The organism is Enterococcus sp. DIV0240d, from assembly GCF_051711245.1.
In the GTDB taxonomy this organism is placed as follows: Bacteria; Bacillota; Bacilli; order Lactobacillales; family Enterococcaceae; genus Enterococcus_D; species Enterococcus_D casseliflavus.
The window spans coordinates 2,830,049-2,852,579 of sequence record NZ_JBIOMG010000001.1 but is presented as its reverse complement, the minus strand read 5'-3'; the positions used below and the strand labels follow the sequence as shown (position 1 = coordinate 2,852,579).

Sequence of the window (22,531 nt, the reverse complement as noted above, 5' to 3'; positions counted from 1 at the left end):
ACGCCAATTTTATTTTTGAGATTCGTTAAATTACTAAGTGATGCTGTTTATCTGTATACCATTTTATTAGTGATCTATGCACTTTTGTCTTGGTTTCCAGGAGGGTATCAATCCGCTTTTGGCCGTTTCTTAGCAAAAGTGTGTGAACCGTATTTGAGTTTATTTGATCGATTGAAATTAAGTTTTGCTGGTATTGATTTTACGATTGCGTTTGCAATTATCGTCTTACAGCTAGCATCACAAGCATTGATATTGATCTTACAATCAATTTTATTTTAACGTAAGGGGTGGTTATCGGTGAACGCAAATGTCTATCAACATTTTCGAAACGATGAACGCCCTTTTATTGATTCCGCTCAGGGATGGATCGAACAAGTGCAAATGCAGTATGCGCCTTACTTAACTGATTTTTTAGATCCGAGACAAGCGTATATTTTAGAAAGCTTGATTCGTCAATCAACGGATTTAAGCTTCCGCTTTTTTGGTGGTTACGAAGCTGCTGAAAGACGACGTTGTTTGATTTATCCCGATTATTATGAGCCCACCACCGATGAGTTTGACATGACTTTGTTTACGATTCAATACCCGAAAAAATTTACGGTGTTGAGTCATGGAAAAGTTTTAGGCACGTTAATGGGGACTGGAGTCAAGAGGGAATACTTTGGAGACATTCTTTCCGATGGTGAAATATGGCAAGTATTCGTTGCCGCTGAAGTCAGTCATTTTATCCAACTCCAAGTGGATAAAATCGGAAACGTCTCGGTGCGCTTGGAAGAAACAAAATACACCGAGTTGATCGTTCCTAAAGATGGCTGGACCGAGGAAAGAGAAACGGTTAGTTCATTGCGTCTTGATACAGTGATCTCTGCCGTATACAACATCTCACGTCAGCGTTCGAAACAGTTGATCGAATCAGGAAAAGTAAAAGTAAACTGGACAGAAGCACTACGACCAGATTTTGTTCTGGATTTACTGGATATCGTTTCAGTAAGAGGATTTGGTCGGATTCAAATACAGGGGTTAGAAGGAACCACGAAAAAAGAAAAAGTTAGATTGTTATTAGGTGTATTACGTAAATAAATCAAAGAGGTGTATAGAATATGGCATTAACTCCATTAGACATTCAAAATAAAAACTTTTCAGTAAAAATGAGAGGATACAACCAAGACGAAGTCGATGACTTTTTGGATATGATCGTCCGCGATTATGAAGAAGCGGTTCAACGCAATCGCGAGTTAGAGAAATCATTGAAACACGCCGAAGAAAAACTAGAGTATTTCAATGAACTGAAAGACGCCTTGAACCAATCCATCATCGTGGCTCAAGATACCGCGGATAAAGTAAAAACAAGCGCAAGCAAAGAATCAGAAGTGATCGTTACGTCTGCCCAAAACCGTGCGGATGAAATGGTTGCTACTGCAGAAAAACATGCCCATGCCTTGATGACCTCAGCGGAAGAAAAAGCCAAAGAGATTTTGACGGATGCAACAGACAATGCCCGTCAATTGGCAACAGAAACAAATGACTTGAAGAAGAAAACCAGAGTCTTCCACAACAACTTATTGGTTATGTTACAAACCCAATTAGAACAAGTGAAGAGCCCCGAGTGGGAAGAGATTTTGGCGCCATTTTCAAGCTACGTGCAAGATTCCCATCAAGTAATCAGAGAAGTTTTATCAAAAGAACTTGACAGTGAAAATGGTTCTGGAGTAAACTCAGAAGCAGTGGACACATTTGATGTGGACGTTGTTGAATCAGATGAAAAAATCGTTGATGTAAGCGAAAGCCCTGAAGTGAAAACATTAGATGATGCGAGAAACTTATTAGACGAATTGAACAAAACAGATAACAACTAAGACACAGAACAGAAAAATTTCTTATATTTTTCAAGCGAGTTTGGGAGAGTGGAAGCCAAATAAAACCCTGTAAGAAATCAGATCATCTGTGAGTTGCGTTCTTTAAAGAGCCGATTATCCAAAGACTCAAGTAGAGAACGACGCCTGATCCCGTTACCGATCATCAAAGAATTGTCTAACGACAAGAAAAATTTGGGTGGTACCACGAACACGTTCGTCCCTTGCCAGGGACGGACGTGTTTTTTGCTGTTCATCATCTGCTCTGGTCCGCAATGCGGAACAGATCAGATGATGAACAGTACTAGGCGACCGTAGGGAGCGTAGTAACCAAACGAGGAATCACTAGGATTGATTTTTAAAATCAGTGAGACCTAAACACAAGGAAGTCATGGCAACCAATCCATTTTGATACGTTCAATAGAAGCAATTGATTGGTCGAGTCAATGGATTTAGAAATTATACGGAAACGTAGTGAGACGAAAAGGAGCGAAACAAGAATGAAAATGAAAGAAACACTGCATCTTGGAAAAACCGCTTTTCCAATGCGAGGCAACTTGCCGAACCGCGAAGTGGATTGGCAAAAAGAATGGGAAGAAAATCGATTGTATCAACGCCGTCAAGAATTAAATGAAGGCAAGCCAACCTTTGTCTTACACGATGGTCCTCCTTATGCAAATGGGAACATCCATATCGGACACTCATTGAACAAAATCAGTAAAGACATTATCGTACGTTCCAAATCAATGTCAGGTTTCCGTTCCCCTTATGTACCTGGTTGGGATACCCATGGTTTGCCGATCGAGCAAGTGTTGACAAATAAAGGAATCAAGCGCAAAGAAATGAGCTTGGCAGAATACCGCAAAAAATGTGAAGAATATGCTTTGACACAAGTGGATACACAAAGAGCTGACTTCAAACGTTTAGGGGTTTCTGGTGACTGGGAGCACCCATACATCACACTGACGCCCGATTATGAAGCTGCAGAAATTCGCGTTTTCGGAAAAATGGCAGAAAAAGGCTATATCTACAAAGGATTAAAACCAATCTACTGGTCACCATCTAGTGAATCATCACTAGCAGAAGCCGAGATCGAATACAAAGATGTGAAATCACCATCGATCTATGTTGCTTTCCCAGTCGCAGATGGCAAAGATTTGCTTGATTCAGATACATCTTTTGTTATCTGGACGACGACGCCATGGACCTTGCCAGCGAATCTAGGAATCTCTGTGAATCCAACCTTTGCCTATGTTCAAATCTTGGCTGATGGTCGTAAATTTGTCGTGGCAAAAGATTTATTGGAAACCGTGACGAATGAGATTGGTTGGGAATCTGTCGAAGTATTGCAAGAATTGGCAGGCGATCAATTAGAAAAAATGACGGCGCAACATCCTTTCTATGACCGTACGTCTCTGTTGATGTTAGGGGATCATGTGACATTGGATGCCGGTACTGGTTTGGTCCACACTGCACCAGGACACGGGGAAGATGACTACATCGTCAGCAAAAAATATGGGCTAGATGTCTTATCGCCAGTCGATAGCCGTGGGGTCTTCACAGAAGAAGCACCAGGATTTGAAGGGGTCTTTTATGACAAAGCCAATCCAATGATCACTGAGCTTTTAGAAGAAAAAGGGGCGCTATTAAAACTAAACTTCTTTACTCACAGCTATCCACATGATTGGCGGACGAAAAAACCAGTCATCTATCGGGCAACGCCACAATGGTTTGCTTCAATTGATAAGTTCCGTCAAAACATTTTGGATGAGATCGAAAAAGTAGATTGGATCATTCCATGGGGCAAAACCCGTTTATACAATATGATTCGCGATCGCGGCGACTGGGTGATCTCTCGTCAACGTGCGTGGGGTGTACCATTGCCAATCTTTTATGCAGAAAACGGCGAAGCCATCATCACGCCTGAAACGATCGAGCATGTGGCAAACTTGTTTGCTGAACATGGTTCAACGATTTGGTTTGAAAAAGAAGCCGAAGAATTGCTGCCGGCTGGCTTTACGCATCCAGGTTCACCAAACGGTAAATTCTCGAAAGAAACTGACATCATGGATGTTTGGTTTGATTCAGGTTCTTCTCACGAAGCCGTGTTACGTCAACGTCCAGAATTGACGTTCCCAGCTGACATGTATTTGGAAGGTTCTGATCAATATCGCGGGTGGTTCAACTCAAGTATCACAACTAGTGTTGCGATCAATGAAGTCGCACCATACAAAGCCGTCTTGTCTCAAGGCTTCACCTTAGATGGCGAAGGCCGTAAGATGAGTAAATCTCTTGGAAATACCATTGCACCAGAAAAAGTGATCAACCAAATGGGTGCGGATATTTTGCGCCTTTGGGTCAGCAGTGTTGACTACGAAGCGGATGTTCGAGTGTCTATGGATATCTTGAATCAAGTATCAGAAGTCTATCGGAAAATTCGCAATACCATGCGTTTCTTATTGGCTAACACGAATGATTTTGATCCAGCAAAAGACAGCGTACCATTTGAAAACTTGCGTTCTGTTGATAAATACATGATGGTTCGTTTGAATCAAACGATCAAAACGATCCGAGAAGATGGTTATGAAAAATACAACTTCTTGCATATTTACCGAACAGTCATCAACTTCTTGACAGTCGATATGTCATCCTTCTATTTGGATTTTGCGAAAGATGTCGTTTATATCGAAGCTGAAAATGATTTCCAACGTCGCGCCATGCAAACCGTCTTTTATCAAACAGCGGTTGCGTTGACGAAATTACTGACGCCGATCATTCCGCATACGGCAGAAGAAATCTGGTCACATTTGAAAGAAGAAGAGGAATATGTCCAATTAGCGGAGTTCCCTGGCTATGATACATTTGCTAACCAAGAAGAGCTGCTTGATTTATGGCGTGCTTTCCTTGATTTCCGTGACAATGTCTTAAAAGCATTGGAAGAAGCGCGTAATGCAAAACTGATCGGGAAATCGTTTGAAGCAAAAGTGACTGTCTATCCAACCGAACCGGTTGCGGCATTACTAAAAGCCATTGATTCAGATATTGCTCAGTTGCTGATCATTTCACCGGACTTCTTAGCGATCAAAGAAGCAGGTGAAGCAGCACCAGAAGCGGCCTATCAATTCGAAGACGTGGCGATCTTAGTGGAAAAAGCCGAAGGTGAAGTCTGCGAACGTTGTCGTCAAGTCCGTGTGGATGTCGGTGTAGAAGAGCAGCTACCAACACTTTGCGGCCATTGCGCAGCCATTGTCAAAGAAAACTATCCTGAAGCGGTTGCAGAAGGCTTTGAAAAATAAAAAAACGGAAAAAGATGATCCCATTGCGGGTCATCTTTTTTTTGAAATCAATCAAGCTTGTTCCTTGAAAATGGGACATAAGCAGCTGTTTGTGACATCCAAATGAGAAAATCCGCGTTAATTGATAACGATTCTCATTTGTTTGCAATAATTTTACGATAGTTTATTGTATAATAAAAAAACCTTATTAGACGAAGACTCCTGCCTGTGATTTACAAGTAACTACTTGTTCAATGGATGTAAGTAACCCTTGAAGGAAGAAAGCAACGAGATCGGATCAAGTAAAAAAAACTTGCCAGATAGAAAAACAGGTTGTAAACTGTTAAAAATCGGAATATTCAGAAAATTGAAAGAAAGTGTGATTCCATGAGTGATTTAGAGATGATGAAAACAACGAACCAAACGATGTACGATGCCGCTTTTGAAAAAGATGCTTGTGGGATGGGGTTCATTGCTCAGAAAAATGGTCATTATTCCCGAGAGCTCGTCCAAAATGCCTTAACGATGTTAGAACGGATGAATCATCGAGGGGGAACAGGCGCTGAACCTGACACGGGGGACGGAGCAGGAATCTTGATGGCGATGCCAGATCCTTTTTTTCAGCAGCGGGCAAAAGAGTCAGGAATCCCATTGCCTGAAAAAGACGCCTATGCTGTTGGGATGTTTTTTTTACCGAAAGAAAAGCTCCGAGCAGCACAGGTCCAAGAAGAAGTAACTAAAGACATTCAACAAATGGGTTTTACGGTTTTATGGCAGCGCGACGTTCCATATGATTATTATCAGTGTGGGCCAGGGGCGCAAAAAGTCATACCATCTTTTGTGCAAGTCTTTATTGAAAAGCCTGTCGATGTAGCAGCTGGCCGTCCCTTTGAAGATCAGCTTTATCGGCTACGGCGTAAACTGGAAAAAACATATCATACCGATGAGCTGTCTATCTGCAGCTTGTCCAGTAAGACAGTTGTTTATAAAGGGATGCTGCATGCCTATCAAGTTGGCTTGTTTTTCAAAGATCTTCAAAGCCCAGAAATGACTTCAAGTATTGCTTTGACCCATTCTCGCTTTTCAACGAATACCTTTCCAAGCTGGAGTCGGGCGCAACCTTTTCGTTTCTTAGCCCATAATGGCGAAATCAACACGTTACGCGGGGCGGAAAATTGGATGCATGGACATCAGATCGAAGTCTACGATGACGAAAACTCCGATTCTGCGAAGCTGGAAAATTGTATGGAATACTTGTATCGTCAAGGTCGAGACATTCCCCAAGCACTGTTGATGATGGTGCCAGAAGCGTGGTCTAAAGAAGCTGGCTTGACGCCAGAACTGACGGCTTTTAATGAATACAATGCAAGCTTTATGGCTCCTTGGGATGGACCAGCAGCTTTATGCTTTACCGATGGGGAGATGGTGGGAGCTGCCCTTGATCGTAATGGATTGCGACCATCTCGCTACTCGATCACAAAAGCTGGTTTTGTTGTCGTGGCCTCTGAGTCAGGCGTGGTGGATTTACCAGCGTCGGAAGTGATTGAAAAAGGGGTGCTTGGACCAGCAAATATGTTTTTGGTGGATACCCAAAAAGGGATGATCTTACGAAATCAAGAAATCAAAGCGCATTATGCGAATGCCCATCCTTACCAGGAGTGGCTAGCGGAACACTTATTGACACCAGAGCTGCTTCCTGGGACTAAGAAGCAGGAAGAAACAGCAGACGATGCGATCCAGACCCTTTGGAAACGGAATGGCTACACGGATGAGATCATACGCACGTTGATTTTACCAATGGCTCAAACGGGAGAAGAACCAGTGATCTCCATGGGGTTTGATTCACCCTTAGCTATTTTGAGCGAACGTCCCCAATCCTTGTTTACGTACTTCAAGCAACAATTCGCCCAAGTGACTAATCCACCCATTGATGCGATTCGCGAAAAACTAGTGATCGGTACCGAGCTGTTTTTAGGTCGAGATGGGGATGTTTCAAAGGACATTCGAATCAATTGTAATAAGCTGAAGATTGCTAGTCCTGTGTTAAAAACGAGTGAATATGAAAAAATCAAACAGTTAGATCAAAATGGTCAAAAAGCGGTTTTACAGTCGATTCTTTATGATTATGTACCTGAAAACGGGGTAGCTTTGCAACAAGCGTTAGAAGCGCTTTTTAAAGAAACGGAGCAAAAAATCGATGCTGGGGCAACGATCGTCATTTTAAGTGATCGGGAAGTCATCCAAGCGCAAGAAGGAAAAGTGGCGATTCCGATTCTCTTGGCGGTATCAGGCCTGCACAATTATTTGGTGCGAAAAGGCAAACGTTCCTTGGCATCGATCGTTGCGGATACTGCGGAAGTCTGTGAGGTCCATCATTATGCCATGTTAGTCGGCTACGGAGCAAGTGGGGTCCATCCTTATGGGGCTTACCAGACATTGGCGCATTTTGAGCTTTCAGAAAAGATCGAAAGTTACCGCAAGGCATGTGAAAAGGGCATTGTCAAAATCATGTCACGAATGGGAATCTCAACGATCGCCGGTTACCACGGGGCACAATTGTTTGAAGCGGTTGGTATCTCTGAGAAAGTCATCGCTGAATATTTTACCGGCACGGTTACCCGTATCGGTGGTCTCTCGTTAGCGCAAATCGAGCAAGAATATCTGACGCGTTATGAGGCCGCATATGGTGAAAAACGAATGGATTATCTTGATTCTGGCGGTAGTTTCCAGTACAAAGCCGATGGGGAACATCATTTGTTCAATCCAAAAACGATCTATGGGTTCCAAAAAGCCGTTCGCACAGGCAGTTATGAGCTTTATAAAGAATATGCGGCGGAAATGAATCAAGAGGCATTGGACAATCCAACGACGTTACGGTCTATGTGGACCTTTGCGAACACAAGACGCAGTATTCCGTTAGCTGAGGTGGAGCCTGTCGAAACGATCGTCAAACGATTTAAAGTCGGGGCGATGTCCTACGGCTCACTAAGTGAAGAAGCACATCGCTGTATTGCTGAAGGAATGAATGCGATCGGGGCAAAATCCAATAGTGGAGAAGGTGGCGAAAACCGAAATCGTTTCAAACCAGTGGATGGCATTAATTATAATAGTCGCATCAAACAAGTAGCTTCTGGCCGTTTTGGTGTCAACGCCGAATATTTAATGAGTGCAGATGAACTCCAGATCAAAATGGCGCAAGGGGCGAAACCTGGAGAAGGCGGTCAATTACCGGGCAATAAAGTCTTCCCGTGGGTCGCCGAGATTCGAGGGTCTACGCCTGGTGTTCGATTGATTTCACCGCCACCACATCACGACATTTATTCGATTGAAGATCTAGCCCAGCTGATCTATGACTTAAAAGCCATCAATCCGTATGCACGGATCAATGTCAAATTGGTTTCTAGTACGGGCGTGGGTACGATCGCTACCGGTGTCGTCAAAGCTGGCGCAGACGTAGTCGTGATCTCAGGCTATGACGGTGGGACTGGTGCTTCTCCGAGAAATTCGATCCGTGATGCCGGCTTGCCTTGGGAGATGGGGCTTGCAGAAGCCCATCAAACGTTAGCTATGAATCATTTGCGGCAGCGAATGACCTTAGAGACAGATGGAAAATTGATGACGGGTCGGGACATCGCCATTGCTGCTCTTTTAGGAGCAGAAGAATATAGCTTTGCCTCTTTAGCGCTAGTTGCGATTGGTTGTGTCATGATGCGGGTATGCAGTATCAATACATGTCCTGTCGGCATTGCTACACAGAACCCAGCGTTGCGAAAATTTTTTGCTGGAAAACCTGAGCACATCATCAACACGATGTACTTTTTAGCAGAAGATCTACGGGAAACGATGGCTGAGTTAGGCTTTCGTACCATCGATGAGATGGTAGGACATGCGGAATTGTTGACACCACGCTTCGTTGCTAAAGGCAAAGCAAAGTCATTAGACTTTTCGAAAATGATTGGGACGACGATCCCAATCGAACGCAAAGTGACCGATCCATTCCTTGAGAAACGTCAATGGCCAGAATTAGATGCTTTTGCACAAGCTGCTATCGACAACAATCAAGAAATCGTGACGAATCATACGATCAATAATGTTCAACGCTCAGTCGGCGCGCGTTTAGGAGGCTGGATCGCGGAACGTTTTGGCAATTATGAAGTTACGCCAGGTCTGTTGCAGTTTACGTATCGAGGTATTGCTGGACAAAGCTTTGGGGCTTTTGCCACCCAGGGCATCCAGTTGAAACTGATCGGTGAGGCCAACGATTATGTAGCCAAAGGGTTAAGCGGTGCCCGCTTGATCATTGTGCCACCTGAAGATGCCGCTTATGACGCAGAGCATTCACCAATTGTTGGTAATGTAGCGTGCTTCGGGGCAAATCGAGGCGAAGGCTATTTCCGAGGCATTGCTGGCGAACGCTTTTGTGTTCGTAACAGCGGAGCCAATGTCGTTGTCGAAGGTGTTGGCGATCATGGCTGTGAGTACATGACTGGCGGTGTCGTGGTGATATTAGGAAAAACCGGCCGCAACTTCGGTGCTGGAATGTCCGGTGGCGTGGCGTATGTTTACGACCCCGATCAAACCTTTGCCGATAAATGCAATCGGGAAATGGTTGATTTATATCGGATTGGCGAAAGCGGCGATGACCACCAACTAAAAGAGATGATCCAGCAGCATTTCGCCTATACAGATTCATTGAAGGCGGCTGAGATCCTAGAAGATTGGGAAAATCAGCAGCACCATTTCATCAAAGTCTATCCGACAGAATATCATCAGATGATCCAAGCGACGGAGACCTTGGCGGACCAAGGGTTTGTCGGAGATGAACTTGTGACGAAAGCCTTCGAAGCTGTCGTCGGTCCACAATTGACCATCCCAGGAAAGGAGCGTGACTAATATGGCAGATCCATTTGGTTTTTTAAAGTACCCAAGAGTAGAAAATCCTACCCGACCAGTGGCAGAACGAATCGAAGACTGGCAAGAATTACAGACGCCATTGCCTGAAAATGAGCGTCAAGAGCAAGCAGCACGCTGTATGAACTGCGGGATTCCTTTTTGTCATACCGGTTCTTTTTACGGGGGGCAACGAGCGGTTTCAGGTTGTCCCAATGACAACCTGATTCCTGAATGGAATGACTTGGTTTATCAAGGGCGTTTCCAAGCCGCTTTTGAGCGTCTTGCCAAAACCAACCCATTACCTGAAATGACTGGTCGTGTTTGTCCAGCTCCTTGTGAAAAAGGCTGTACCGAAGCACTGAATGGCTCAGGTGTCACGATCCACGACAATGAACGCTTTATTATCGATACTGCTTTTGAAAATGATTGGGTCAAAGCCTCGGGATTGCCTCAAGAAGCGACTGGGTTCAAAGTTGCCATCGTCGGCAGCGGACCAGCTGGTTTATCCGCTGCATGGCGCTTGAATCAACTAGGGCATCAAGTGACGGTCTATGAACGCAGTGATCGCTTTGGCGGTTTACTGATGTACGGTATTCCAAATATGAAATTAGATAAAGACGTCGTTCAGCGACGGATTGACTTGATGGCAGAGCTAGGCGTGACCTTTGTCGCTAATACGGAGATCGGTCGTGACTTGTCAGCAGAAGAATTGGCCACTCAGTATGATCGGGTCATCTTGGCAACAGGAGCTAGTGTTCCTCGTGACTTGAAGATTCCAGGTCGTGAATTGACTGGGGTGCAATTTGCAGTCGATTATCTGACGGAAGCAACCAAAGATGTGTTAAAGCATGGCAAAGCGGCAACAAGTAAAAAACTTGCTGGCAAACATGTTATCGTGATTGGTGGCGGCGACACTGGAAATGACTGTATTGGTTCAGCGATTCGGCAAGGAGCCGCTTCTGTGCGTCAATTGGAGATCACGCCCCAACTGCCATTGACACGGACCGACAGCAATCCTTGGCCAGAATACCCAATGACAGCTCGCACAGGATATGGGCAAGAAGAAGCGGCTGAAGTGCTACAAACACAAGTGACGTATCATGGAGTGTCCACAACGGCCTTTATCGGCGCCGAACGCGGCCAGTTGATCGCCATCGAAACGGTCTCAGTAGATCAACAGTTTCAGCCGATCCCTGGCACAGAGCAAGTGATCAAGGCGGATTTGGTCTTGCTGGCAATGGGCTTTGTTGGTGCAGAGACCCAACTCTTCGATGCCTTTGGTGTGCGAGAAGTGTACGATGATTACACGACGAACAATGAACGAGTGTTAGTCGCAGGAGATGCCAAACGAGGACCGAGTTTAGTCATCTGGGCGATTCGTGAAGGACGCTTAGCGGCAGAAAAAGTCGATCAAGCGTTACGATCATTGGTGTATCAATAAGCAATCAATAAGCAATCAATAAAAAACAACCTGAGCAGCTATTCCTCCTTCAGAATTAGAAGGGGATCAGCGAAATGCTCAGGTTGTTTGCCTGTTAAGCGGTTGGTTCAGATGGATGGGGCTTTGGCAGCTGTTCATTTTTTTCCATTGCTGCCTTCGGTAGGCGAATCGAAAAGACGATGGTTTCATCACGGCTTTCCGCCCAGATCTTTCCACCTAATGCTTCAACGATTTCTTTGGCGATCGGCAAACCAAGACCCGTCCCACCCGTCGCTGTTGCTCGGGAAGCATCCATGCGGTAGAAAGGCTCAAAAATCAAGCCGATCTTTTCAGCTGGGATCGTTTTTCCTTGATTGGTCAAACGAATCAGGATATCATCAGACTCGCTGATGGCTAATCGCAAAGGGGAGTTAGGATAGCTATAATTGATGGCATTGCGGATCAAGTTATCAAAAACGCGTTCCATTTTCTCCGTATCAACGGTCGCAAAGACTTTATTCTGTAGCTGAAGTTGCCAATGGAGATTTTTTTCTTCTAACAGCGGCAAAAATTCAAACGTCAACTGTTCCAGCATCAAGCTCAAATCCGTGGTTTCAGTTTGCAAGGCGATCGTTGTAAGATTAAAGCGGGTAATTTCGAAAAATTCGCTGATCAATAGTTCCAGCCGTTGGGCTTTTTGCAAGGCGATCTTCGTATAGCGTGCGCGTAGTTCGGTAGAAAGCTGCGGTTCCTCTTCTAAAAGCGTCAAATAGCCGATCACACTGGTCAAAGGCGTTCGTAAATCATGTGCGAGATAGACGATCAAATCATTTTTTCGTTGTTCCGCTTCTTTGGCGGCTCGTTGATCCTGTAAGTTTTTCTCTCGCAACTGGTTCATTTCTTCTTGCACATCAATCATATTGCTGGAAAGAACGATTCGCTTCGTGGGTTCGGCAATCAGTTGGTTTGTGGCTTGGATCGTTTCATTCAAATAACTGATAGCTTTACTCATATAATAAATCGTTGTGCTCACCCAAATCAGTAAGGCCCCGATGGCTAAGCAAAGAAGCCAATAGTCAGCAAAAAGTCGTAAAATTTGATAAATGGGTTCATAGCCATACCAGACCCTCATTCCAGCAACGAAGCGTACTGCGAAAGGAATGATGATCAAGATCGCCATCAAGATGCCCGTGGTGATAAAGTATTGGGTCAAGAGCTTGCGGATCAATGGACTTCTATTTTTCAATGATATAGCCGACCCCCCATACGGTTTTGATTAATTTCGGTTTGCGGGGTTGTTCGTTCAGTTTTTCCCGCAAACGGGCGATATGTGCCATCACTGTGTTATTGTTGTCTAAATACTTTTCTTTCCAAACTGCTTCAAAAAGGGTTTCCGAGGCAACGACCGATCCTTGGTGTTCAAATAAGTAAAGCAAGATTTTAAATTCGATGGGGGTCAAGAAAACCTCTTTGCCATAAAGAAAACATTGGTGGCTGTTGATTTTCAACAGTAAGCCTTCCTTTTCGTATTCTTCAATCTTCTGGGGATTCGCTGACTGGTTGTAACGCTGGTATCGCCGCAGCTGCGTTTTGACCCGAGCAACGACTTCTAAAGGATTGAAGGGCTTGGTCACATAATCATCTGCCCCAAGGCTTAGACCGGTGATTTTATCCAAGTCTTCCCCTTTTGCCGTGAGCATCAGGACTGGGAAAAAGTGGGTCTTACGAATTTGCTGCAACAGCTGAAAGCCGTCGATATCCGGCAGCATCACATCTAAAACCGCCACGTCGACCGTTTCTTTTTCAAGATAAGCCAAAGCGCTCGTTCCATCATAAAAAGATTCTACTTGGAAGCCTTCATTCCTTAGAAACGTCGTGACTAACTCCGCGATTTCTTTTTCATCATCAACAACAATTATTTTTTCTGCCATCCTTGATTCACTCCAACTATCTACGATCATTTTTCATTTACACTACCATTTACTCTACACCCATCATACCGTAATCGGTAAGCGAATGCATTCGTTTTCTACTTTGAACTAGAGGTGATGCGGGAACCTAGGCGGCTGATCAATTCATTGGTAATGGTTTGTGCTTGATCAGCGGTAGTCGTCCAATCGCTGATTACTTCGAGCGAACTTTCGACCGCCAGTTCTGGATAGTCCGTTAAATCGATCAAGAGCATATCCATACAAACCAACCCAATCTGCGGGAGTAAAGCACCCTGATAAGAAAGTTGGAACCCTTGGTTTGATAGGGCACGTGGAACCCCGTCGCAGTAGCCGATGCTAACGATCCCGATCGTGGCTGGTCGATCAAAAACAGTGCCTAATCCATAGCCGATCGCTTCACCAGCGGCAACTGTTTTTTTGTCTACCAGTAAGGCTTTGAGTGTCAAAATTGGCTGTACGTTTATCTTCTGCTTCGTTGGTTCGTTTGGGACGCTCAATGAACCAGTTAGAAGAATACCTGGGCGTACATAATCATAGTGTTTCTCTGGGTAATTCAATATTCCGTAGCTGCTTTGCAGATGTGTCAGTCCATAGGCGATATTTCTAGCGGATAAGCCAGCCAACAGATCATCAAAACAAGTGATTTGGGCTTGTGTCCGCAAGATACTTGCCGTATCCAGCTGATCTGAAGAGCCTAGATGGGAAAAAATGCCCGTAATCTTGAGAGATGGCAAGGCGTAAAGTCCAGTAACTGTCTCAAGATCAGGTGCAACGCCTAAGCGGTGCATACCAGTATCTACCGCTAAATGGCATTCGATCGGAATGCTTGTTTGGGCTAAAGCATGCCCATGGGCCTCACTAACGATGGTTTGAATCAAGGAATAATGTTTCAGCTCTTTGGCACGTTGGGCAGAAGTGTACCCTAAAATCAGTAAGGGACTTTTGATGCCAGCTCGCCGTAATTCAATGGCTTCTTCAAGGGTAGCAACGGCAAAGAAATCAACGCCGGCTCTTTCTAGGGTACTGGCGACCGTCTTCGCATCACAACCATAAGCATCCGCTTTAACCACCGCCATCACTTTTGTTGTTGCTGGGATCAATCGCTTGATTTCCTGCAGGTTGTGCAACAAAGCGGGGGCGGAAAATTCTTTGGCTGCTCGCTGCAATTTGGGCGGCGTTTTTTTCGAAAACGGGAACAGCTTCTGCAAAGCAAAGAGACCTTGCACCACCCCAATGGTCAGTCCTAAGACCACGAAGAAATTGATCAGATTGTTTTGCAGCAAGGGCAGCTTTTGACTAAGAAAATGGGTCACTGCAATGGTATAAGGATGGAGCAAATAGAGCCAAAGGGACAGTCGACCCGCTTGTTTCCAGATTATGGGTGCTTGCCATTGCTGGATGATCGGAAATAAAAACAACAGGACGAAGGGCAAAAAAACATACATGCTGTCATGTTTCGGCGTGGTAAAGTGATGCAAAAGGTAACTTTCCAAAAGCAAGCAAATCAGACTGATCAGCAGATAACTATAGCGATGGGGAGAAGCTGGTTTCTTGGAAAATCTTCTGGCTAGTACCCCTAAGATCAAAAATAAAGGAGCAAAGAAAATGCCGTTGCGAGTTCCATCCAATAGTTGAAAAATCAGTGAATAGAGTGGCGTAATGGGTGTTTGTGCAGCCAGGCCAGACCAACTGTCCCCACCTAAACCAACCACATACAAACCGACAGCAATGAAAAACACTTGCTTGAAAGAAAGCCGTGTCAAGAGGCCCATCACTAGTAGACTGCCGGTAATGATCGCAGGAAAATACCAAAGATGGTAAAGAATGCCAGTGACCAACAATGTTTGGATAAAGGTGCCCAGCGGCATGTTCAACCCAAGCATGCCGCTGTACCAAGCAAGCGGCAAAAAGAGCAGTGTGGCTATGAGGTAGACTTGCAGCTGCTTTTTAATAAACTGCCAGACACGATGTCTGGCAGGATAGCTGTTTTGGGTGGCTAAGTCGCTGAACACGTAATATCCGCTGATCATAAAAAAGAAGGGAACGGCAATTCTGAAGAGCGTCAACGTGATCAGGATATCACCGTCAGGCCATAAGTGATGAAGAGGCAGACAGTGGATCGCCACCACCATCATCGCCAAAATCACCCGGAATTGCTCGATTCCTTGATTCTTCTTCATGCGAACTGCCTCGCAGTTTGTTCAAGGTATTGATGGTATTCTTCCAAGGTCCACTGTTGACTGGCGATGATTTGACTATGAGGCAGACCGACATAACGAAAATGCCATGGTTCATAGCCAATCCCTGTAATTTCCTGTTTGTCTGCGGGATAGCGTAAAATAAACCCATAGTTCATCATTTCCTGGGTAAATAAATCGGCGGCTGCGCTGTCACGAAATAGTGGGCAGATCAAATCATCCTGGCTGCCCTTTAAACCAACATCGATCGCTAAGCCTAACTGATGTTCACTGCAACCGGGCAATGCCACAAATTGTTTCGTATAGGCTAGCCCATTTTCTTTCAAGGAATACTCCCATAAATACCGTTGCTGCTTTTCGGTTCGGTAGCCATCTAACAAGCAGATCTCGTCTTCAAGCTTTAAGGATTTGACGAGCCGTTTCCATTGTTTGGCTGCTTCTGGCTGCAAGTAAACCTCGTCTTCGCTGAAGGCAGCAAGGACTAAATGAGGGGGTTCTTGGTTTTTTTCTAACGGAAATTCTTTGCTAACTAACTGTAGATAGGGATTCATTTGACTTCCTCCTTTGCTAAGACAAGCAGTTTTTGTAGTAGTTCTTGATAGGATAAGCCGACCGCTGCCATCATGGCAGGATAGCGGGAGTGACTCGTAAAGCCCGGCATAGTATTGATTTCATTCAAGTATAGTTCTCCTTGATCCGTGACAAAAAAGTCGATGCGAGCAAGACCTTTAAGACCAAGACTACGATAGAGCAGCTGAGCTTGTTCTTTGACCTTGGTTTCAATCGTTTCAGGCAATGGCGCAGGGACGGTGATTTTGGCGCTGATCAGCTGGTACTTTTCTTCAAAATCGAAAAAGCCGTCTACTAATGAAATGGCGTCACAAGCACCGACAGTCAAAGAGTCGTTGCCCAAAATACCGCAACCGATCTCAACACCGGCAATATTTTTTTGTAGGAGCACTGCGGAACAATAAGTAAAGGCTTCTTTTAAGGCAGAAGCGATTTCTTCAACGCAGGTGACTTTAGTGATCCCTTTTGAGGAGCCCGCTTCATTAGGCTTAAAGAAAACTGGAAAGCCATGGGTCTGGATAAAAGCTTCGATTTGTTCTTGCTGGTTGGCTTGATTTGTCAAGAGAATCGTAGGAGCACTTTGTACGCCAATGGCTGCTGCAGCTTGATGCAGCAGCCATTTGTTCATACATAAGGCAGAACCGGCCACCCCGCAACCTACATAAGGCAGCTTCATCAATTCAAACAATCCTTGGATACTGCCATCTTCCCCATATTTGCCATGCATAATGGGAAATAAAACATCAGGTACCAACGTTTGCTGCTCTTCACTTAGCCAAAAGCCGTTTCCTTCGAATAGCGGCTGTATTTTCTGTTTATGTTTCGTATCCAACAACCACGTGTCTTGTCGGATGTTTTCCAGTTCTCCTGTATACAAGTACCAATCCATAGCATCTGGGGCGATCCCGATCAAAGAGAGGTCGTAGTCATAGGGAGATGATTGGAGTGCTTCGATTGTGCTAGTTGCTGAAGCTAAAGAAACGGTGTATTCCGGTGAATTGCCTCCAAAAATAATGGCGATTTTTTTCATGTTTTTCTTCCTTCCGCTTTTCGATTCTTACTACATTCAGTCTATCAAGGAAAGAAAAAAGAAATTTGCGGGCTTACTGGTATCTTTCTTTTCTTTTTGTGATGAAATTCTGACGAATTTATGACAAAAGGAAAGCGACAGCAGCCGCTCCTTTTACACCAGAAAGAAACTTGCCTTTGAAGTAGAAAAAGCTGCCATAAGATGGAGTGGAAAAAATAGTGAAAAAAGAGCACTCTGAAGGAAAGGGGGAGGCAATAGCAGGAACGTTGACACAAAAAAAGCACGCCGAAGCATGCTTTTTGAAGCGACCCCCAAAAGTTAGACCAAAATAATCTAACTTTTGGGGGTCGTTATTTGTATGGCAAAATATCCTTTTGAATTAAAACTAAAAATCGTTAAAGAATATCTTAGTGGCGTGGGCGGATATCGGTATCTTGCCAACAAATACGGTATTTCAAGCAAGTCTCAAGTAAGTAATTGGGTGAATGCCTATCGTGAATACGGAGAGGAAGGTCTATTGAGAAAGCATCAAAATCAGAAATATTCTGTTCAATTTAAGTTAAATGCGCTAGAGTTATATCAAACAAGTGAGATGTCCTATCGAGAAGTTGCTAGCACTTTAGAAATGAACAACCCTGCGCTTATTGCCAATTGGATGCGTAATTTCAGAGAAGCAGGTATTGAGGGGCTCTCAAAAGAGAAAGGGCGACCACTTACTTTGACTAGAAAAAAAGAAAACAAAAAAGAAAATACAACAACTGAAGAACGCGATCGTATCAAGGCATTAGAAAAGCAAGTCCGATCCCTTCAAATTGAGAATGCCTTTTTAAAAGAGTTGAGGAAGCTGCGAAAACAGGAAGCCCAGCAAAGACGCAAGAATCAATCGCACGAATCATCGCCAGCCTCCGAGGATCATTCAAACTAGTTGAGCTTCTTGAAACATTGAAATTTCCTAAAGCAACCTATATGTATTGGCAGAAACGGTTTGACAGACCAAACCCAGACCAAGAAATTGAAGAAAAAATGCTTGAAATTCGCAAAGAGCATAAAGACTATGGCTGTCTGCGACTAAAAAAAGAATTAGAGAATCAAGGGATTCATGTCAATAAAAAGAAGATTCAACGTCTGATAAAAAAACTAGGTATCGAAGTAAAGTCTTACACTCGAAAATCTCGACGGTACAATTCTTATCGTGGGAAGGTTGGTACTGTCGCCAAAAATCGTATTCATCGTCGGTTTTATACAAATATCTGTCACCAAAAAATTACAACTGATACCACAGAGTTTAAGTATTATGAAGTAGACACCGCAGGTGTCGTTCGTCAGAAAAAGCTGTATTTAGATCCTTTCATGGATTTCTACAATAGTGAAATTCTATCTTATCGGATTTCTGAAAAACCAAACGCACTAGCCATAATGGAAGGATTAGAAGAAGCAATCCAGATGACAAATGATTGTCCATTTCGTAGAACCTTCCATTCAGATCAAGGATGGGCCTATCAAATGAATGCTTATAAGAATAAATTGAAGCAGCATAAAATCTTCCAGAGTATGTCTCGTAAAGGGAATTGTTTAGATAACTCACCTATGGAAAACTTCTTTGGTTTATTAAAGCAAGAGATTTTTCATGGAGAAGTCTATCGGAGTTTAGATGAATTGAAAACAAAAATTGACCAATATATCTATTATTACAACCATAAACGCATCAAAAAGAAATTAAATTGGCGAAGTCCGGTTCAGTTTCGAGAAGCTGTAAAAACAGCTGTCTAACAGTTAATCTTATCGTACAAAAAAGGAGTGGATTTCTCCACTCCATAAAAGTCTAACTTTTTGGGGTCACTACATTTTCTTTTTGATGAGGGCTTTTCGATTATTATACGATTCGCTTATTGTGCGTAATGCGCACGAGGACCACCAATATATTTGGGCCGTGATCCCAGAGCTGTGACATGGGCAGCGCCGAGGGACTTGATAGAGGGACGGATCGGGATTTGAACATGTTTGACATGCATGCCGATTGCTGTGTCGCCAATATCGATGCCAGCTTTTGCTACTATGTGCTCCACTTCAATAGGCTCATCGAACAGCTGGAAAGCGGCAACTGAGCAAGCACCGCCTGCATGCAACTGGGGCACTACTGCGACTTCTTCTAATTGATATAGTCGAGCCGTTTCACGCTCAACAGCTAAAGCCCGATTGAGATGTTCACAGCCTTGAACGGCTAAATGAATATTTTTGGGACGCAAGATCGCTCGTAGTGTTTCAACGATAACCATGCCTACTTCTTGACTGGAATTTTTGCCAATCAAGCCGCCCACGACTTCACTTGTTGAACAACCAAGGACAAAAAGATCATTTTCACCAACATTCGCTGTCGTAATGACTTCTTCAACGATCGTAGTTAAATCCGTTTTTAATTGATTGATATCTGTCATAAGAATCACCTTTCATTTAAAGAAAACTTTTTCGTGCGGCGCAAGGCATGCGTCAGGGGTAAAGCAACGATGCTGCCAAAGACCGTTTGGATCAAATTACTTGGGATCGAGGCGATCCCAGCGCCTAAACCGAATAGCAAAACCGTTGCTGCTGCATAGCCGGCGATCATGATTAAACTGCCGACAATGACGGCTGCTAGTGGCCGATGGCTCATTCTACCTACGATCCAGCCTTGCACACCATGGATCACGATGGAAAAGAAGGCCCATTCAGGGTAACCTGATAGAAAATCAATGATGCCGCCGCTCATTCCACCGACGAAGGCACCGGCGCTAGGTCCGAACAAAAGGGCCGAGATATAGATCCCTGCTTCACATAAGGTCACAAAGCCCTTCGTTTGCGGAACAGGAATGATAAAGGTCAAAGAAAGTGCACACGTGAGTGCCGTCAGCATAGCGATCGTCGTTAGGTTTCTTACTTTCATAGGTGTTCCTCCTTTTTAAAATAGACGAGCTGATTGACGTTGCCAGAGGTACCTAAAGGCAGACCGTCTTCAATCCCTGCCCAAACAAATGCTTTTGCGGTTTGGATAGCTGCTTCCAACGAAGTGCCTTTAGCAAGCATTGCGGCAATCGCTGATGAGAGGGTACAGCCAGCACCGTTGGTTGTGGTTCGCGTACTTTTTTCTGCCTCAAAAACGGTAAATTGTCCTTCTTGATACAAAACATCATAGGCTGTTTCCCCAGTTAGTCGACTGCCACCTTTGATCAGAACATTTGGGGCACCAAGCGCATGGATTTTTTTTGCCGCCGTTTTCATCTCTGCTAAAGAGGTAATGCTTTGTCCAGATAAGTGTTGTGCTTCGAGCAGATTAGGTGTCACTAATGCTGTGTAAGGAAACAATGAGATCAATCCTGCTTGATAGGAGTGGTTAAAGGCAGTATCTCCTTCTTTGAAGGCGAGAACGGGATCGAGCACGATCGGTCCGGTAAATGTTTGTAAAAAATCTCGCAGCAATTCAATGATGGCCGTTTGATGAAGCAGCCCGATTTTGATTGCATCTAGGGATACGACCGAACGCAGTGAATCCAGCTGTGCTTGGATCACGGGCTCAGGGAGATCATGGAACATAAGATCATCCTTGATGGCGACCACACATGTTAATAGGGCATGGCCAAACACCCCGAATTCCTCAAATGTTTTCAAATCAGCCGTCATGCCGCCACCTGCCAAACTGTCGAGACCGGCGATCGATAAGACTTGTTTCATGTCTGCTGCTCCTTTCATTTCTCATTTCTTTCTATTATAAACAGTCGGTAAAAAAGAAAAACGGCCAATTGGATGTTTTTTCCTCATCCAATTGACCATTTGTTTATTTCTCATTTAGTAAATCTCGCTCACGATACCATTCATCGGGACGCCAGATCCATTCAAAGCCATCGGCAGCTAAGAGATCATAGGCTGCTTGGGGGCCCATCGTTCCTGCGGCATAGTTTGGAAAATCAGGTGTTTCTTGGTCCCAAGCGTGACGGATCACATCAACGATGCGCCAAGATTGGGCAACTTCATCCCAGTGGGTAAAGTTAGTGCCATCACCGTTCAAGGCATCTAGAATCAGTTTTTCGTAAGCTTCAGGGGTGTTTTCGACGATTTCAGTACTATTTCGGTAATCGAGCTTCACTGGCAATGTCTCAAACCCTTGGCCAATTTCTTTTCCGTTCAAGGAAAGAGAGAAGCCTTCCGTCGGTTGAATGTAAATCGTCAGCACATTCGGTGCCAAACTCTCGATTTGCTTTGGTTCATTCAGGTCTTGCTTAAAGACATTGACTGGGACTTGTTTAAAGACAATGTTGATGCGAGTGCCTTTTTCCGTCAACCGTTTCCCAGTGCGCACATAAAATGGTACGCCGGACCAGCGGAAGTTATCGATCAAAAATTTCCCAGCAACGAAGGTTTCCGTTGCCGATTCTTCATCCACATTGGCTTCTTCACGGTAACCAACAAATTTCTTGTCTTCTAATTGTCCTTTATCGTATTGCCCACGAACGAAGTGTTGTTTCACTTCTTCTTCGGAGTAGATACGGATCGCATTTAAGGCTTTGATTTTTTCTGTCCGTAATTCTTTTTCAGAAAAAGCCACTGGCGGTTCCATGGCTAATAAGGAAAGAATCTGCAGAATATGATTTTGGACCATATCCTTCAAGGCACCGCTCTTATCATAATAGCCGCCGCGTTCTTCTACGCCTAAGTTTTCTGCGATATTGATCTGAACATTGTCAATGTAACGATTGTTCCACATTGACTCAAAAATGTTATTGGCAAAACGAATCGCAGAAATATTTTGGATCATTTCTTTTCCTAAATAGTGATCGATTCGGTAGATTTCTTGTTCCGAAAAGACTTGATTGATCTCTTCATTCAATTCTTTTGCTGAATTATAGTCGCTTCCAAACGGTTTCTCGATGATCACCCGATGGTAGCCGTCAGTATCCAGCATTCCTTGGGATTTCAAGTGAGAAACGATCGTCCCAAAGAAATTAGGGGACATTGCTAAGTAAAAAATCTGATTGCCTTCTAAATGGTATTTCTGATCTAAGGTTTCCGCCAAATCCTTTAATGAATCATAATGGCTCGTATCTGTTACATCATGTGATTGGTAGTAGAAATGAGAAGCGAATGTCTCTGCTTGTTCTTGTGAGTCACTCAACTCTTTGATTGTACCTATCACCACTTCACGATAGTGTTCATCCGACCAAGGACGGCGTGCAGTACCAATGACTGCAAAATCTTCTTTCAAATCGCCTTTTTTGTACAACCGAAACAAAGAAGGATATAGTTTGCGTTGGGCAAGGTCGCCCGTACCGCCAAAAATCGTAAAAAGGACCTTTTTTTCCATCATCTTCA

At 44.1% G+C, this 22,531-nt stretch carries 17 protein-coding genes; 8 read left to right on the top strand and 9 right to left on the bottom strand.

Features of this window, described 5'->3' with window-relative positions; translation table 11 throughout:
• The first annotated feature begins 15 nt into the window (after positions 1–15).
• From IGJ25_RS13715 to IGJ25_RS13690, 6 genes are all read left to right on the top strand, one after another.
• Complete coding sequence (locus tag IGJ25_RS13715; RefSeq protein WP_005228822.1) at positions 16–279, top strand: YggT family protein; 264 nt, start codon at positions 16–18, stop codon at positions 277–279.
• Positions 280–297: 18 nt separating this feature from the next.
• Complete coding sequence (locus tag IGJ25_RS13710) at positions 298–1,080, top strand: RNA-binding protein (protein WP_010749763.1); 783 nt, start codon at positions 298–300, stop codon at positions 1,078–1,080.
• A 20-nt stretch (positions 1,081–1,100) separates the two neighbouring features.
• Positions 1,101–1,856: a DivIVA domain-containing protein gene (locus tag IGJ25_RS13705; protein WP_005228824.1), complete on the top strand. Its 756-nt coding sequence runs from the start codon at positions 1,101–1,103 to the stop codon at positions 1,854–1,856.
• Between the two features lie 497 nt (positions 1,857–2,353).
• Positions 2,354–5,149 carry an isoleucine--tRNA ligase gene (gene ileS / locus IGJ25_RS13700; RefSeq protein ID WP_225000550.1) on the top strand — a complete coding sequence of 932 codons (2,796 nt, stop codon included), beginning with the start codon at positions 2,354–2,356 and terminating at the stop codon, positions 5,147–5,149.
• 366 nt (positions 5,150–5,515) lie between these two features.
• On the top strand, positions 5,516–10,021 hold the full coding sequence (gene gltB, locus IGJ25_RS13695; protein WP_225000549.1) for a glutamate synthase large subunit: 4,506 nt from the start codon (positions 5,516–5,518) through the stop codon (positions 10,019–10,021).
• Position 10,022: 1 nt separating this feature from the next.
• Entirely contained in the window at positions 10,023–11,462 is a 1,440-nt protein-coding gene (locus IGJ25_RS13690) for a glutamate synthase subunit beta (RefSeq protein WP_225000548.1), read from the top strand.
• Between the two features lie 94 nt (positions 11,463–11,556).
• On the opposite strand, the gene vanS is transcribed toward IGJ25_RS13690, so the two are convergent.
• The 5 genes from vanS to vanC form a co-directional block, all read right to left on the bottom strand.
• Positions 11,557–12,687, bottom strand: coding sequence for a vancomycin resistance histidine kinase VanS (gene vanS / locus IGJ25_RS13685; protein WP_306569625.1), 1,131 nt, complete (start codon positions 12,685–12,687; stop codon positions 11,557–11,559).
• Positions 12,677–13,372, bottom strand: coding sequence for a vancomycin resistance response regulator transcription factor VanR-C (vanR-C, locus tag IGJ25_RS13680; protein ID WP_015510158.1), 696 nt, complete (start codon positions 13,370–13,372; stop codon positions 12,677–12,679). The genes vanS and vanR-C overlap by 11 nt, the downstream gene beginning before the upstream one ends.
• Before the next feature lie 98 nt (positions 13,373–13,470).
• Entirely contained in the window at positions 13,471–15,573 is a 2,103-nt protein-coding gene (gene vanT / locus IGJ25_RS13675) for a membrane-bound serine racemase VanT (protein ID WP_225000547.1), read from the bottom strand.
• Complete coding sequence (vanXY, locus tag IGJ25_RS13670; protein WP_438779413.1) at positions 15,570–16,142, bottom strand: D,D-carboxypeptidase/D,D-dipeptidase VanXY; 573 nt, start codon at positions 16,140–16,142, stop codon at positions 15,570–15,572. Before vanXY ends, vanT begins: the two co-directional genes overlap by 4 nt.
• Entirely contained in the window at positions 16,139–17,191 is a 1,053-nt protein-coding gene (gene vanC, locus IGJ25_RS13665; protein WP_081116383.1) for a D-alanine--D-serine ligase VanC, read from the bottom strand. The genes vanXY and vanC overlap by 4 nt, the downstream gene beginning before the upstream one ends.
• 358 nt (positions 17,192–17,549) lie before the next feature.
• On the opposite strand from vanC, the gene IGJ25_RS13660 reads away from it, so the two are divergent.
• Both IGJ25_RS13660 and IGJ25_RS13655 read left to right on the top strand, forming a co-directional pair.
• Positions 17,550–18,116, top strand: a complete 567-nt coding sequence (locus IGJ25_RS13660; protein WP_016249835.1) for a helix-turn-helix domain-containing protein — start codon at positions 17,550–17,552, stop codon at positions 18,114–18,116.
• On the top strand, positions 18,074–18,961 hold the full coding sequence (locus tag IGJ25_RS13655) for an IS3 family transposase (RefSeq protein WP_411798475.1): 888 nt from the start codon (positions 18,074–18,076) through the stop codon (positions 18,959–18,961). Before IGJ25_RS13660 ends, IGJ25_RS13655 begins: the two co-directional genes overlap by 43 nt.
• A gap of 116 nt (positions 18,962–19,077) precedes the next feature.
• On the opposite strand, the gene IGJ25_RS13650 is transcribed toward IGJ25_RS13655, so the two are convergent.
• The 4 genes from IGJ25_RS13650 to zwf all read right to left on the bottom strand — a co-directional run bounded on the left by IGJ25_RS13650 (position 19,078) and on the right by zwf (position 22,526).
• Positions 19,078–19,626, bottom strand: a complete 549-nt coding sequence (locus IGJ25_RS13650) for a TIGR01440 family protein (RefSeq protein WP_015510154.1) — start codon at positions 19,624–19,626, stop codon at positions 19,078–19,080.
• A 5-nt stretch (positions 19,627–19,631) separates the two neighbouring features.
• Positions 19,632–20,111 (bottom strand): ECF transporter S component, encoded by a 480-nt coding sequence (locus tag IGJ25_RS13645; protein ID WP_015510153.1) that lies wholly within the window; start codon positions 20,109–20,111, stop codon positions 19,632–19,634.
• On the bottom strand, positions 20,108–20,896 hold the full coding sequence (locus IGJ25_RS13640; protein WP_081116384.1) for a bifunctional hydroxymethylpyrimidine kinase/phosphomethylpyrimidine kinase: 789 nt from the start codon (positions 20,894–20,896) through the stop codon (positions 20,108–20,110). The genes IGJ25_RS13645 and IGJ25_RS13640 overlap by 4 nt, the downstream gene beginning before the upstream one ends.
• A 103-nt stretch (positions 20,897–20,999) precedes the next feature.
• On the bottom strand, positions 21,000–22,526 hold the full coding sequence (zwf, locus tag IGJ25_RS13635; RefSeq protein WP_225000546.1) for a glucose-6-phosphate dehydrogenase: 1,527 nt from the start codon (positions 22,524–22,526) through the stop codon (positions 21,000–21,002).
• Positions 22,527–22,531 lie beyond the last annotated feature (5 nt).

Excerpts from the sequence above, each read along its gene's own strand:
- vanT (WP_225000547.1), bottom strand. The coding sequence starts at position 15,573 with ATGAAGAAGAATCAAGGAATCGAGCAATTCCGGGTGATTTTGGCGATG.
- gltB (WP_225000549.1), top strand. The coding sequence starts at position 5,516 with ATGAGTGATTTAGAGATGATGAAAACAACGAACCAAACGATGTACGAT.
- zwf (WP_225000546.1), bottom strand. The coding sequence starts at position 22,526 with ATGATGGAAAAAAAGGTCCTTTTTACGATTTTTGGCGGTACGGGCGAC.
- vanC (WP_081116383.1), bottom strand. The coding sequence starts at position 17,191 with ATGAAAAAAATCGCCATTATTTTTGGAGGCAATTCACCGGAATACACC.
- IGJ25_RS13650 (WP_015510154.1), bottom strand. The coding sequence starts at position 19,626 with ATGACAGATATCAATCAATTAAAAACGGATTTAACTACGATCGTTGAA.
- vanR-C (WP_015510158.1), bottom strand. The coding sequence starts at position 13,372 with ATGGCAGAAAAAATAATTGTTGTTGATGATGAAAAAGAAATCGCGGAG.
- vanXY (WP_438779413.1), bottom strand. The coding sequence starts at position 16,142 with ATGAATCCCTATCTACAGTTAGTTAGCAAAGAATTTCCGTTAGAAAAA.
- IGJ25_RS13705 (WP_005228824.1), top strand. The coding sequence starts at position 1,101 with ATGGCATTAACTCCATTAGACATTCAAAATAAAAACTTTTCAGTAAAA.
- ileS (WP_225000550.1), top strand. The coding sequence starts at position 2,354 with ATGAAAATGAAAGAAACACTGCATCTTGGAAAAACCGCTTTTCCAATG.
- IGJ25_RS13690 (WP_225000548.1), top strand. The coding sequence starts at position 10,023 with ATGGCAGATCCATTTGGTTTTTTAAAGTACCCAAGAGTAGAAAATCCT.
- IGJ25_RS13640 (WP_081116384.1), bottom strand. The coding sequence starts at position 20,896 with ATGAAACAAGTCTTATCGATCGCCGGTCTCGACAGTTTGGCAGGTGGC.
- IGJ25_RS13660 (WP_016249835.1), top strand. The coding sequence starts at position 17,550 with ATGGCAAAATATCCTTTTGAATTAAAACTAAAAATCGTTAAAGAATAT.
- IGJ25_RS13645 (WP_015510153.1), bottom strand. The coding sequence starts at position 20,111 with ATGAAAGTAAGAAACCTAACGACGATCGCTATGCTGACGGCACTCACG.